14 protein-coding genes and 2 pseudogenes are annotated in these 13,213 nt (G+C 61.3%); 9 read left to right on the top strand and 7 right to left on the bottom strand.

Features of this window, described 5'->3' with window-relative positions; genetic code table 11:
* The first annotated feature begins 17 nt into the window (after positions 1–17).
* Positions 18–566, top strand: coding sequence for a YbhB/YbcL family Raf kinase inhibitor-like protein (locus DRF71_RS10285; RefSeq protein WP_112310467.1), 549 nt, complete (start codon positions 18–20; stop codon positions 564–566).
* Positions 567–648: 82 nt separating this feature from the next.
* Here DRF71_RS10285 and DRF71_RS10280 read toward each other — a convergent pair whose 3' ends face one another.
* Both DRF71_RS10280 and DRF71_RS10275 read right to left on the bottom strand, forming a co-directional pair.
* Entirely contained in the window at positions 649–1,605 is a 957-nt protein-coding gene (locus DRF71_RS10280) for a pirin family protein (RefSeq protein ID WP_112310466.1), read from the bottom strand.
* Between the two features lie 23 nt (positions 1,606–1,628).
* Positions 1,629–1,925: an MFS transporter gene (locus DRF71_RS10275; protein WP_232831437.1), complete on the bottom strand. Its 297-nt coding sequence runs from the start codon at positions 1,923–1,925 to the stop codon at positions 1,629–1,631.
* 75 nt (positions 1,926–2,000) lie between these two features.
* Between DRF71_RS10275 and DRF71_RS10270 the strand changes: the two genes are divergently transcribed.
* Entirely contained in the window at positions 2,001–2,927 is a 927-nt protein-coding gene (locus DRF71_RS10270; protein WP_112310465.1) for a LysR family transcriptional regulator, read from the top strand.
* A gap of 33 nt (positions 2,928–2,960) precedes the next feature.
* Here the strand turns inward: DRF71_RS10270 and DRF71_RS10265 are convergent.
* The 5 genes and pseudogenes from DRF71_RS10265 to DRF71_RS10245 form a co-directional block, all read right to left on the bottom strand.
* Positions 2,961–3,437 (bottom strand): annotated as a pseudogene (locus tag DRF71_RS10265) (transposase); the annotation flags it as partial.
* A gap of 454 nt (positions 3,438–3,891) precedes the next feature.
* Entirely contained in the window at positions 3,892–4,272 is a 381-nt protein-coding gene (locus DRF71_RS10260; RefSeq protein WP_112310464.1) for a DoxX family protein, read from the bottom strand.
* Positions 4,273–4,448: 176 nt separating this feature from the next.
* Positions 4,449–4,898, bottom strand: a complete 450-nt coding sequence (locus DRF71_RS10255) for a transposase (RefSeq protein ID WP_112310463.1) — start codon at positions 4,896–4,898, stop codon at positions 4,449–4,451.
* A gap of 173 nt (positions 4,899–5,071) precedes the next feature.
* Positions 5,072–5,279, bottom strand: a pseudogene (locus DRF71_RS29615) (ISL3 family transposase); the annotation flags it as partial.
* Between the two features lie 228 nt (positions 5,280–5,507).
* Positions 5,508–6,278 (bottom strand): helix-turn-helix domain-containing protein, encoded by a 771-nt coding sequence (locus DRF71_RS10245; RefSeq protein WP_198672143.1) that lies wholly within the window; start codon positions 6,276–6,278, stop codon positions 5,508–5,510.
* 233 nt (positions 6,279–6,511) lie between these two features.
* On the opposite strand from DRF71_RS10245, the gene DRF71_RS10240 reads away from it, so the two are divergent.
* The 7 genes from DRF71_RS10240 to DRF71_RS10210 all read left to right on the top strand — a co-directional run.
* Positions 6,512–7,273, top strand: a complete 762-nt coding sequence (locus tag DRF71_RS10240) for a phytanoyl-CoA dioxygenase family protein (RefSeq protein ID WP_112310461.1) — start codon at positions 6,512–6,514, stop codon at positions 7,271–7,273.
* Positions 7,274–7,367: 94 nt separating this feature from the next.
* Positions 7,368–8,381: an ABC transporter permease gene (locus DRF71_RS10235; RefSeq protein WP_112311251.1), complete on the top strand. Its 1,014-nt coding sequence runs from the start codon at positions 7,368–7,370 to the stop codon at positions 8,379–8,381.
* An 82-nt stretch (positions 8,382–8,463) separates the two neighbouring features.
* Positions 8,464–9,429, top strand: a complete 966-nt coding sequence (locus DRF71_RS10230) for a substrate-binding domain-containing protein (protein ID WP_198672142.1) — start codon at positions 8,464–8,466, stop codon at positions 9,427–9,429.
* Between the two features lie 82 nt (positions 9,430–9,511).
* Positions 9,512–11,050: a sugar ABC transporter ATP-binding protein gene (locus tag DRF71_RS10225; protein WP_112310460.1), complete on the top strand. Its 1,539-nt coding sequence runs from the start codon at positions 9,512–9,514 to the stop codon at positions 11,048–11,050.
* Positions 11,047–11,973 carry a ribokinase gene (locus tag DRF71_RS10220; protein ID WP_112310459.1) on the top strand — a complete coding sequence of 309 codons (927 nt, stop codon included), beginning with the start codon at positions 11,047–11,049 and terminating at the stop codon, positions 11,971–11,973. Before DRF71_RS10225 ends, DRF71_RS10220 begins: the two co-directional genes overlap by 4 nt.
* Positions 11,970–12,431: a D-ribose pyranase gene (gene rbsD, locus DRF71_RS10215; RefSeq protein WP_112310458.1), complete on the top strand. Its 462-nt coding sequence runs from the start codon at positions 11,970–11,972 to the stop codon at positions 12,429–12,431. Before DRF71_RS10220 ends, rbsD begins: the two co-directional genes overlap by 4 nt.
* The coding region (locus DRF71_RS10210; protein WP_112310457.1) for a 3-methyl-2-oxobutanoate hydroxymethyltransferase at positions 12,431–13,213 on the top strand (783 nt) is incomplete at its 3' end. The genes rbsD and DRF71_RS10210, both read left to right, overlap by 1 nt.

The following is a 13,213-nucleotide window of genomic DNA, read 5'->3' as shown; positions in this document are numbered from 1 at the left end:
CAGTAAAGGATTCCCCCATGAAATATATGATTGCCTCGGTTGCCCTGATCATGGCCGGTAGCGGCATTGCCGCCGCGCAGGATGCAAAATTCACGGTTACGTCCTCTTCATATGCCGACGGGGGTGTGATCCCGAAGAAGAATGCCGGCGCAGCGGAGAATTGCGGCAGCGGGGGAGGACTTTCGCCACAGGTCACTTGGTCCAACCTGCCCGAGGGTGCAAAATCCGTTGCCATCCTGATCCTGGACCCGGATGGGCAGAAGGGTCTCGGGACCTCGCATCTGGTTGCCTATAACATCCCCGCTGAAATCGGAGCGCTGGCTGAGGGGGCTGCCACCCAAAGCGGAGAGGGGATCTCGGTTGGCCCCAACCTGACAGGCGAGCCGGTTTATCGCGGCATGTGTGCGCAACCCACCGACAATCCGCACCATTACACGATGACCGTCATCGCCACAGATCTGGAGCCGGGCGCATTGCCGGAAGGGCTTGACCGCGCCGCCCTGATGGAGGCGCTGCAGGGCCATGCGCTGGCGGGGCAATCCGTTGTCGGGCTGTATGGTCAGTAAGGCCGCAAGCCTTGTGAACTGAACAGAAAAGGCGCCCCCTGTTTCAAGGTGGCGCCTGCTTACGGGGCGGCTGTGCCAGCGCTCAGGCGGGCCGGCTGCGTTCCACTTCCGGCGAGATCGGGATGAATTCGTGATCATCCCCGGGCGGCAGGCGGAATGGTCCGTTCTGCCAGTCGGCAGCCTTCCAGTCCTCCATCGCCTGTGCGATCCGCTCTTTCGATGACGAGACGAAGTTCCACCAGATATAGCGTTTCTCATTCAGTGTGGCCCCACCCAGAGCCATAAGTCGTGCGCCTTGCGGCCCCGCTTTCACGCTGATGCGGTCACCGGGGCGGAAGACCATCATCCGACCCTCCTCAAACAGATCGCCTGCAACCTCGATGGAGCCGGCGGTGACGTAGATGCCCCGGTCCTCATGGTTGTCAGGCATCGGGAAAATCGCGCCCGGCTGCAAAACCACATCCAGATAGAAGGTTTCCGACTGCATCGTCACCGGGCTGGTCTCGCCATAGGCGGAGCCAAGAATGAGCCGGGCACTGGCGCCGCCATCTTCAATGAAAGGCAGCACGGCTTCTTTGTGATGTTCGAAATCGGGCGCCATATCCTCGCGGTCGGCGGGCAGCGCGATCCAGGTCTGGATGCCGAACAGCTTGTGCCGGGTGGCGCGGGTCTCGGCGCTGGTGCGTTCGGAATGGGTGACGCCGCGCCCGGCAACCATCCAGTTCACCTCGCCCGGATAGATCATCTGATGGGTGCCAAGGCTGTCGCGATGCTCGAACTCGCCCTGATAGAGATAGGTGACGGTGCCAAGCCCGATATGCGGATGCGGCCGCACGTCGATGCCGCCATCGGTGATGAATTCGGCCGGCCCCATCTGATCGAAGAAGATGAACGGCCCGACCATCTGCCGCTCTGGCGAGGGCAGCGCGCGGCGCACCTCGAAACCGCCAAGATCGCGGGCGCGCGGAATGATCAGCGTTTCAATCGCGCCTTCGCCGCCCAGCGGGCAATCGGGATTATGGGCCGGGTTCCAGCTCACGGATCTCTCCTCTTGAATAGGGTTCAGGCGTGGTGGGGGCCGATATAGTGGCGCACCACCGGGCCTGTCTCATGCCGATCCAGCGCCCGCAGATCACTGTGCAGATCTGCATCGGTATGGCTGACACGCTCATGTTGTTCCATGTGTTCCGCCCAGCTTGGCAGCAGAAAAATCTCGACCCACAGCCCGGGCTCTTCGACGCTTTGATGGAAGAACCACTGGGTCGCGCCGTTGCGCATCCGCTCTTTCGAGGCAAGGAGCAGCCGCCGGATAAACTCTTCCCGATCCGCCTCATCGATCCGGTAGGTGACGCTGATCATGGCGCGCTGATCGCAGGTGATAAGGCAAACGATCCATACTGATTGTATGCCATCAGCAAACCAAAGCAGCCTCAGATGAGAAACCTCAACCGTCTCGCCTATTTCGTGGCCGTGGTGGATGCGGGGTCTTTCACCCATGCCGCTACGCGCCTGGGGATCACCAAGGCGGTGGTCAGCCAGCAGGTTGCGCAACTCGAAACCGAGCTCGGGGCGACCCTGCTGACCCGCTCGACCCGCAAAGTGCGACCGACCGAGGCCGGGCGGATCTTTTACGAGCGCTGCAGCCTGATCCTGCGTGAGGCCGAGGATGCCTGGGGCGAGCTTGCACAATCCGCCGCCGAGCCGCGCGGCGTTTTGCGGATCGCCGCGACGAATGACTATGGCTGCCAGGTTGTGGTGCCGGTCGCGACGGATTTCGCCAGCCGCTACCCCGACTGCCAGGTTGAACTCATGCTGGGGGATCGGCCGGTTGACCTTGCCGCCGGCGAAGCGGACCTCGCGATCCGCATCGGCTGGCTGCCGGATTCCAGCCTTAAGGCGCGGAGGATCGGGGCTTTCCGCCAGCTGCTGGTCGCTGACCCTGCCCTGCAGGCGCGCCTTGCCCCCCGTCGGGCACCGGCGGATCTGGCCGGCCTGCCCTTTGTTGCGAATACCGCACTGCGCGATCCGCTGCTCTGGGCTTTTTCCCATGACCGGCTGCCGCAGCAGCAGGTGCGAATGACACCCTCGCTCTCGATTGACGCGACACCCGCCGTGCTGCGCGCCGTTTGCGAAGGCGGCGGGCTTTCGGTGTTGCCCGATTTCTTTGTCGCCGAATTGCTGGCCCAGGGCAGGCTGATCCATGTTCTGCCGGACTGGACCCTGCCATCAGGGGGGATTTACAGCGTCAGCCCGATGGCGCGTTTCCGGCCTGCAAAGCTTACTGCCTTTGTGGCCATGCTCGCTGAGGCCGAGCGGAAACGGGCAGCGGGGATGTGTTGCAGAAATCAGCAGACAGCTTAATTTCCAAATTTACGGAAGGACTTATCGCACGGCCTATTTGGCCGCTATGCCGAGGGCGGTGTAGTCGTTCAGGACAGCGATATCGACCTGTAGTTCACCGACCTGGCGATCGAGGCCCCGGCCCAGGAAGAGTTGGCCCAGGAGTTTCAGGCAATGCATGTTCGCTTCGGCGCGGTTCCGGCGATGATAGCCGCTCCATCATCGCTACAAGGCGCGGCCGAGGTATTTGGATGCCCGCAGGGCATCGTTGCGGGCAATGGCGCCAGCGGTGACAGCCTTTCATGGTTTTGCGTTCCGGCGCGGTGGGATGACAGCATATGTGCCGCACTCTGCGATGGGATCATGGCACTTTCGGGTATCACAGACACCATCAGCTGTGACGCAGCCAGTCTTCTCGTCCGGAGGGATCCCGGCGATCAGATCGGGCAAGACTGCCGCCTCGCCGATAGTGCCTGCGGTGATCCCAATGACCCGGACCTCCGGCGTTCGCTCGTCAAGTCCGAGGTTGACCTACCACCCGATGAACCCGGTCGTCTGCCAGAGCGCGCCAGATTGTCAGCGAACCACGGCGCTTGCGCGCCTGGTTGTAGGCTGGCCAGTGCGTCCTCTGGCAAGTGGTGGTTTTCGGTCTGCCGATCTCGCTCAGCGTGAGTTTGTTCGATACATCCCCCTGTGGTTGTAAAAAACTCTGGTCGTGTACTCTGCCGAGGATGCAGGGGGTTCCACCTCTGAAACGCAGCGGAACCACGACGCATAGCGCGAAATTGCCGGGAAGGCGCCACATGCTCATGGCCCGTGACCTTAACTGCCAGGTCACGGCGTCTTGCCTCGTATCGCGGCTCAGAACAGCTTCACCGGTCTCGTCATTCCTCGCAGGGCAGGTCCGCAGTGGGACAGGGAAATCCTGCGGCGTGAGGCTTTTGCAGCACTCCCTGTCCAGACGAGAACGGGTCTGAAAAAGCGGTCAGTTGCGCATGCCATCCACGCTGAAACGCCCCGCGCCCGCCGTCACGAAATTCAGGCAAACAAACGCGAAAACCGCAGCAGCAGCTCCACCATTGATGGTTGGGAAAATGCTCACAGGGAAGTGTGCGATGAAATAGGCGCAGGCCATCAGACCCGAGAGCACGAAGGCCACGATCCGGGTTTTGAATCCGACAAGAAGGAGCGCGCCGCCAACAAGCTCAATCAAGCCTGCAATCCAGGAAAGCGAGCCAATCGGCGGCGTGTAATCCCCGGCCGCAAAATGAAAAATTTTGGCAAGGCCAAAATTCAGAAAGACAAGGCCGATTGCAATGCGCAAAAGACCCAGAGTGGTTTGATGGTATTTCGACAGATCCGTCATGGCACTCACTCTGTTATGCGGGTTTTGGCCCGGCAGCGCCTCCCAGGGAGGATTCCAAGGGCTGGCCTCACGGCTGAAAAGCTGACGGCAAAACCGAGGGGGATACAAGCCTCTCAATCGCATAGCATAGAATTTATTGCCGATCATTACATTTGCGGTTTTGTTCGCTCTCCGGGTCACAGGCTTACTATGGTCTGGATGACATCATGGATTTCTGAATTGCCTGCCGAGGAAATGCCTGAACTCCGGGCTTCGTCGCTTCGGGAGGAACTGTCCGGGGAAGCCGTGGTCCGGATGCCCTTGTAACGACGTCCTTGCTCTTCCAATGCCACGGGAGCAGTTCGGGCAGGCGCGCGAACATCGGCAAGCCAGGTCTGAGGATCGGTGTCGTTGATTTTCGCGGTGACGATCGGGGTATATCTCAAGGTGGCTCGGCCGCCATCGCGGGGAGAAACGGCAAAGAACCAGGCCTTTCCGCGAAGTGCTGCACCACGAAGGGCGCGTCCCGCGGCGTTGCCGCTGAGACATATCCGTCCGTCATCAGGAAGACGCGTGAAGACTTCCCATTGCCCCTTTTCTTCGCACAGGCAGTTGATCGTCCTGGCGTCGGGGTTGTGCTTCGACATTCAGGCACGCCCGGCACGCAGTCAGTCAACTCCTTAGCCAGCGGGGCACGCCGCGCTGATGGATGTCGTGATGGTTTCGGTGTTCAGGCCGGTGATCCCGTGGTCGGCGACCTTTTCATCCTTTCTGGTCGTGGAATTGATGTCTGCAAGTTCGAAGAACGTTCGCCTGGCATACGACCATGCGCAGGACCATCAGCGGGCCGGCGCAGGTAACGACTGTCAATATGGTGCGAGGCACTCCCGCAGCGCGGACAGGCGGCTGTGGCTTCCGATGAGCGGCGTGGATACGGATTGTGTTGCCGTCGATCTCAATCCGATTGGACGTAAGCCCTGCTGTGGCCCTGCTGTCGGAAAATCTCGGCGCGAAAACCATGAAGCTATGGGCGATTCCCCTACAAGAAAGGCCAAAATGTAGCGAGCTTGAGGCTCAACTGCACCAAACCTGCGTCAGAGCCAATATCGCGCGCCGATAGGGGGCAGCGTTCCACGCCGATTGACGGCCGGATCTGTCGCGACAAGGCCGGGGGAAGCGGGGGCTTCGGAGCCGGGACACACCCGAATGTCAGCAGTCATCGCAGGGCTTATGCTTCAGCTCAGAGCGACGACGCTTTACCTGCTGCTGCCGCTGTCCGATTGTCGCCAGGCGGTCGGTGACATGCCGACCACCCGGCGAAATTCGCGGCTGAAATGGTAAATGTCGCTGAAGCCACAGGTCTCTGCGACCCAGGAGACCTTCACGCCCTGGCGGAGCAGCAGATCCTGGGCACGCTGGATGCGTTGTCGGCGCAGCCATTCGCGGGGCGTCATGTGCAGATGCGCGCTGAACAGGCGGCGCAGCTGCGCCCCACTCAGCCGGGCTGTTGCTGTCATGTCTTCTGCCGGCCAGCGCAGCTCGGGTCTGTCGCCCATCGCGGCAATCAGCCGCGTCAGGGCGGGTGGCAGGCGATCGCTCTCCATCGCAAGACGCTCGGCGTTGAGCAGCGACCACAGCTCGGCTATTTGCCTGTTGATCAGCAACTCCTGGTTCTTGCCCCGCTCTCGCATCAGATCGAACAGGCGGGCAAACCAGTCGGCAATTGCCGCTCCGCGCGCGATCGGAATTCTGCCATCAGGCCCGAACAGCATTCGGATCATGGTCGTCGCCTCGGCACCTGTGATGCGCAGCCAGTACAGCACCCAGGGATCCTGCCGGTCGGCAAAATGGCCATGTGGGCGATCCCCTGCAATCACCGCACAGGTCGAAGGGCCGATCCGCCGGATCTCGTCACCGATATGGATCGTGCCCTGACCCTCGCGGCAGTAAAGGAGGTCGAAGCCGGGAGAGGAAAGCCGGCTGACCGCGTAATCCGGACCACAGATCACATGGCCTGCCCGTGGCACCCGGGCAACGGCCCCTTCCCAGCGAGGGTCGGGAAGGGTGTGCAGGTTCTCGACAAAAACCGTTCGTTTTAAACTTGGCTGAATCATGCGCGTTTTGTATAAATAATTGATCTGAGAGTCCATTTTAGAATGGTGGCGCAGCCGTCAATATGCCCGTCAGGAGGAGCCGTTGGCCCTGTGCCAGCGGTTCGGAGGAACAGATCTCATATTGAAGACAGAGGGAGGGCCGGGTCATGCTTATGCCGACCAGGGACCAGCAGGTTCGCTATGCAGAAGATGGCTTCTATATCGTCAAAGGGCTGCTTTCAGCCGACGAAGTCACCAATTTCCGTGATCACGCCCGCAGGCAGCTTGAGGAAGAGGCGCGCGAGGGCAGCGTGATGGCCAAGGGGGACCGTGACGGCAAAAGCACCCTGCTGAAAATGTGGAACACTGCGGGTGACGACAAATACGGGCTGCTTGCCCGCGATCAGCGTATGGTGTTGCAGGCTGAGGCGCTTCTTGGCGAAGAGACCTATCTCTACAGCCACAAGATGACGATGAAGCAGCCGCGAGAAGGCGGTGCATGGGAGTGGCATCAGGATTTCGGCTATTGGTATAACAATGGCTGCCTGCGCCCCGATATGCTCTCGATCTATATCTCGCTTGACAAAGCCACCAAAGAAAATGGCTGCCTTCAGGTGTTGAGCGGCACGCATAAGCTTGGCCGTCTTGACCACATCCGCGAAGATGGCCAGACCAATGTGGCGCGTGCCCATCTTGAGGCTGCTCTTGAGCGATACGAGCATCTCTATGTCGAGATGGAGGCCGGTGATGCGCTGGTGTTCCACGGAAACCTGCTGCACCGCTCGGATGCAAACAACAGCGACACCTATCGCTGGGGGTACATCTGCTCTTACAACGCTGTCTCGAATGCGCCCTTTGCCCGCCTGCGCGAATACGGCAATTACGAAGAGATGAAGCCGGTTCCCGCTGGCAGCTTCATGGCTGCCTGACTTCGGTTTTCCTGAGCCACGGCGGCCCGCCTCGCGGGCCGTGCGCCATCCCAGAAAGGCCCTTCAACAGAAGGCCATCCCGGAAAGGAAGCTGATGACAGGGTCTCTGGCACAGCCCGCAACAAAAGCGGTAAAAAAGCGGTTCTCCCGATTTGGCGGGCGCGAAACCGGCGTCGCGCTGGCCCTTCTGGTCATGTGCATTGTGCTGGCCATCTTGAATGACCGTTTTCTCACGACCAACAATCTGCTGAATATCGGCCGTCAGGTCTCGCTGCTCGGGATCATGGCGGTCGGAATGACATTCGTACTGGCCTCGGGCGAAGTCGACCTCTCGGTGGGGTCGATTTATGCATTTTGCGGTCTGGTGACCGGGATGGTGATCGTCGCCGGTTACGGGCTTTTCCCGTCACTGATGGTCGGAATTCTGGCAGGTATCGTGATCGGCATCATCAACGGGCTTTTGTCGACCTATGGGCGGCTGCCCTCGCTGATCGCAACGCTGGGGATGCTTTCAATGGTGCGGGGCGCAGCGCTGATCCTGACCGATGGGCGCCCGGTCACGGTGAATGCGAGAAACGGCGCGAATCCCGATGTTCTGGGACAGTTCACGTTCCTTGGGCAGGGGGCGATTGCCGGTGTGCCCATGCAGCTCGTCTTCTTTGTGCTGATCGCACTGGCGGGCTGGTTCCTGCTGGCGCGGACATCGTTCGGTTTTCGCGTGCTGGCAGTTGGCGGATCGACCAAAGCAGCGCGTGTCTCTGGCATCTCTGTCGAGAAGGTCAAGATCGCGGCCTTTGCGCTGATGGGGGGGCTTGCGGCCTTTGCCGGCATCCTGTCGATCGCTTTCCTGCCGTCGGGCCAGGCCGGGCGCACAGGGCTGGGGCTGGAACTGGACGTCATCGCTGCGACGATTGTGGGGGGCACCTCGCTTGCCGGGGGCGAGGGCACCATCATCGGAACCATCCTCGGCGTGCTGATCATCGGTGTGTTGCGTAACGGGCTTGTGCTGACCGGCGTTTCGCCTTTCGCACAGGAGTTTCTGATTGGCCTGGTCATCGTCGTGGCGGTTGCCATCGACCGGTGGACCATCAGGGAGCGCCGTGTCTGAAAAGGTGAATCTGACAGAACCCGAAAGGGACGGTCATGCGGGAGGGTATGATCGGAAATAACAAATCTGGGAGGAATAAAAAATGAAAAAACTGCTTGGAACTGCTTTGATCGTGGGGATGGTCTGGCCGATGCTGGCTGCGGCGGAGCCGGTCAATGTCAAAGATTTCGCGCTTGCCCAGCGGATCGCTGACAAGGTAGCGGCCGGCGAAGAGCTGAACATCTTTGTCTCCTATCACGATGTCTCGAACGAGTTTGCGCCGCAGATCCGCGCCGGTGTCGAACGGGGCGATGCGCTGGATAAGGTTGCGGCAAAGTTCATCGGTCCGGTGGGCGCTGATGCCGATGGCCAGATCAATGAGATCGAGGCGCTGCTGGATACGATGGACGGGCTGGCGATTTCCTCGGTCTCGACCGATGCGCTGGCGCCGATCATCGACCGCGTGGTCGATGCCGGGATTCCGGTCATCACCTATAATACCGACAACCCCGACAGCAAGCGTCTGGCCTTTGCTGGCCAGGATCTGATCCAATCGGGTCGTGAAGCGGGCAAGCTGATGTGCCAGGTTCACCCCGAGGGCAAGATCCTGATCCTGACGCTGGATGCCGCCGCGCAATGGTCCCTTGACCGCGAAAGCGGTGCGCGTGATGCGCTGGCCGCTGACTGCACCGGCACCGAAGTGGTTCAGACCATCAATACCGGCACCGACCCGCAGGAGATGTATGCGGCGATTGAGAATGCCATGCTTGGCAATCCCGAAATCTCGGGCCTGCTGAGCCTTGAATGCTGCACCACTCCGGCGGCCGGGTCCTGGGTTGACCGCAATGGCAAGGCAGGTGCGGTGAAGATCGTCGGCTTCGATCTGCTCGATCAGACCGTCGAGTTTGTCGAGAAAGGCGTCATCCAGGCGACGATCGACCAGGCGCCGGAAGCGCAGGGCTTCGCTGCCGTCGACCTGCTGGTGAAGTTCCTGAATGGCGAAACCATCGACAATGTCGATACCGGCGTTGGCATCTATACCTCTGAGAATATTGCAGAGGTGAACTGATCAAAGCGGCCTGAGCTGCTGTGGCCCGGGCCGGTCTGGTCCGGGCCACTACCTCGAACAGTTTTGAACAGATCGGCACCGAATGCAGACAGACACTCTCCCTGTCGTCTCTTTTCAGCGGATCGGCAAATCCTTCCCGGGCGTGCGGGCACTCTCGAATGTGTCGTTGGCCCTGAACCCGGGCGAGATTCATGCCGTGATCGGTGAGAATGGCGCAGGCAAATCGACCCTGATGAATATCCTCGCGGGTGTGCTGGCGCCCAGTGAGGGTACGCTGATGCTCGACGGCAAACCGCTGCGGCTCTCTTCGCCGCTGGAGGTGCGGCGGCGCGGGATTGCCGTGGTGTTCCAGGAATTGTCACTGTGCCGCAATCTCTCGGTCGGCGAGAATGTGATGCTGCCGGCGCTGGCAGAAATCCCGCCCTGGCAGTTGATCCGCCGCGCGCGGGCCCAGGCCCGGTCGCGTGAGATTCTGGCCCGGCTTGGCATGGATACTGACCCGGCCACGCCTTTGCGCGACCTCTCGGTCGCCCAGATGCAACTGGTGGAAATTGCCCGCGCCCTGGTCCGCAAAGTGCGGGTTCTGGTGCTGGATGAGCCGAACTCCGCGCTCTCTCCCCATGAATCCGAGCACCTTTTCAATATTATGCGCCAGCTTCGCGATGACGGCGTTGCCATTGTCTATATCTCGCATCACCTGAATGAAGTGCTGGCGATCTCGGACCGGATCAGCGTTATGCGCGATGGTGAACTGGTCGAGAGCATCACCGACCTTTCGGGCGTGACGGTGCCGCATCTGGTTGCCTCGATGGTCGGTCGTGATCTCGGCGATGCGGTGCCCTATGGGCTGACCCATAAGCCGGCAGAGGCGCAGCCGGTGCTTTCGCTGCGCGATTTCCGGGTGCCAGGTGAGATCCATGGCATCGACCTTGATCTGCGCCCGGGCGAGATCCTGGGGGTTGGCGGTCTGCCGGGCAGCGGCAAGGATATTCTGGCCGAAGCGATCTTCGGCCTTTGCCCGCGCTCGGGCGAGGTGACGGTCTGCGGGCAGATCCTGCCTGCGCAAAAGCCGATGGCGGCTATTCAGGGGGGCATCGCGCTTATCCCGGCCGACCGACGCAATGGCGGTGCGCTGCTGACCATGTCGGTGGCGCAGAATGTGGTCTCTTCGACGCTGGATCGCCATTCGCGGATCGGCGTGTTGCTGAACGCGCTGATCGGCGACACGGCTGCGCGGCAGATCCGGGCTTTCGACGCGCGGGTCTCCGGCCCCGCGCAGGTGATGGGCACTCTGTCCGGCGGCAATCAGCAGAAGATCATCCTGTCGCGCGGCATCGTCTCCGAGCCGAGGGTGCTGATCCTGCATGAGCCGACCCGAGGCATTGATGTCGGTGCCAAGGCCGAGATTTACGCGATCCTCAAGCGCCTCGCGCAGGAAGGGCTGGCCGTGCTGATGATCTCGTCTGAACTGCCGGAGCTGGTGCTGCATGCCAATCGGGTGGTGATGATGGCGCATGGCACGCTGTCGCGCGATTTCACCGGGGCAGAGATCACCGAACAGAATCTTATGATGGCGGCGAGCGTACAGCCCGCGCATCTGGTCGCGGAGGGGGCAGCATGAAGAGACCGGTTATAACCGTCGTCGGCAGTTTTGCGGTTGGGATGACGATCAGAACCCCGACCCTGCCGATATTCGGCCAGACGATCCTCGGCTCGGATTTCGACATGGGGCCGGGGGGCAAGGGGTCGAACCAGGCGGTCGCGACAGCCCGGCTTGGGGCGGATTCTGCGCTGGTCGCCTGCGTGGGAAATGATGCCCTGGCGAAGATCGGCCTCGATATGTATCGCGCCGAGAGTGTGAATTCACGCCATGTCGCCGAGCTTCCGGATCGTTCGACCGGGGTGGGGTTCATCATACTCAATACCGAAGGCAATAATTTCATCATCCTCGATATGGGCGCGAATAACGCGATGGATGCCGCCCAGGTGGATAAATCCGCCGACCGGCTGGCAATGTCGGATGTGGTGATGACCGTGCTGGAAATCCCGGATGCCGCCGCCGCGCGCGCGATGGAACTGGGGAAGGCCTCGGGGGCCAGGACAGTGCTGAACCCGGCGCCTGCCCGCGCGCTGCATCCGTCGATCTTCAGACATGTCGATGTGCTGATCCCGAATGAAAGCGAGCTGCGCATTCTGCTGGGGCTGAAACCCGATGATCCGACGCCCTCGCGCGATCTGGCGATCCGGCTCCGGCGGCTGGGGGTTGGCACGGTGGTGGTGACGCTGGGCCGTGAAGGCGTTCTGGTCCTTTCCGATGAGCATGATCTGCATATTCGCGCCCGCGAGGTCGCGGTGGTCGATACCACCGGCGCCGGCGACGCCTTCTGTTCCGGCTTTGCCGTGGCGCTGGCCGAGGGGAAATCCATCCCCGACGCCGCGCGCTTTGGTACTCTGTGCGGCTCCTGGGCCTGCACGAAACTTGGGGTGGTGCCTTCGCTCGGTCGACGCCATGAAATCGAAGCCTTTGCAAAGGAAAACCAATGAAACGTGGGCGTATCCTGAATGCAGAACTGAACCATGCCATCGCCTCGATGGGGCATGGCGATCTTATGATCGTCTGTGACGCGGGTTTCCCGATCCCAGACACCGTCTGGCGTGTTGATCTCGCGATTGAGAAAGACCTGCCGGATCTGGAGCAGGTGCTGTCGCTGATCGCTTCGGATTTTGTCGCCGAGAAGGTCGGTTACGCCGACAATCTGCCGACAAATAATCCCGTTCTGCTGGATAAGGTGAAAACGCTTTTCCCGGATTCCGATCACGAGGTGACCACCCATGGCCGTATTCTTGGCGATATGGCCGCTCAGGCAAAGGTGATTGTACGCACCGGCGCTTTTGACCCATGGGGCAATATCCTGCTGTGGTCCGGGGTGGATGTTCCGAAATGGTTTGATAAGCCCGGCGTCGTGGCGCCGCCCGAATATGCGCGGAAGCTGAAAGCCTGATGCCGAAGATATTTGACTGGAGCGCGCGGCCTGCCGAGCGGTTGGTGACGGTGGGTTCGCTCCGGGCAGGTAAGGGAGCACCGGCCCGCCACGCCCAGGTCACGGCTGACACCGCCGAAGAGGCAGCGGCGGCGGAGGCTGCCGGCATCGAGATGGTGATCTGCCGGGCCGCCAATGTCGCGACCGTGCGGCGCGGATCGAAGCGGGTCTTTGTGACCGCAGCTCTCGGTTTTGCCGAGGCTGTCACCGAAGACGAGATCCTGCGCACCGCCTTCCGCGCCCTGACTGACGGCGCAGACGCGGTCATCACCGCGCGTCGCCTGTCTCTGGTCAGCCTGCTGGCTGCCGAAGATATTCCCGTCATGGGACATCTCGGCTTTGTACCACGCAAGAGCACCTGGACCGGCCGGGTCCGGGGTGTCGGACGCGATCTGGCCGAGGCCGAGGACCTCTGGCACCGATTCCGCCGTCTGGAAGACGCCGGCGCCTTCGCCGTCGAGGCCGAACTGGTCGCGGCCCCGCTGTTGGCGGCGATTACCCGCAAATCCGGGCTGGTCACCGTTTCTCTGGGCTCTGGCCCCGGAGGGGATGTGGTGTTTCTCTTTACATCAGATATTACCGGCGACAGCCCGCACCTGCCTCGCCATGCGAGATCATGGGGCAATATTGCCACCCTTCGTCAGCAGATATGTGAGGAACGACAGAGCGCCCTCGCGGCTTTTCGTGCCGAAGTGGCGGCCGGCAGCTTTCCTGCTCCCGGTGAGATGATTCAGCCTGAACCC

Source organism: Pseudogemmobacter bohemicus (assembly GCF_003290025.1).
Classification (GTDB): domain Bacteria; phylum Pseudomonadota; class Alphaproteobacteria; order Rhodobacterales; family Rhodobacteraceae; genus Pseudogemmobacter; species Pseudogemmobacter bohemicus.
The sequence above is the reverse complement of the archived record's forward strand: the minus strand, read 5'-3'. Positions and strand labels throughout refer to the sequence as shown.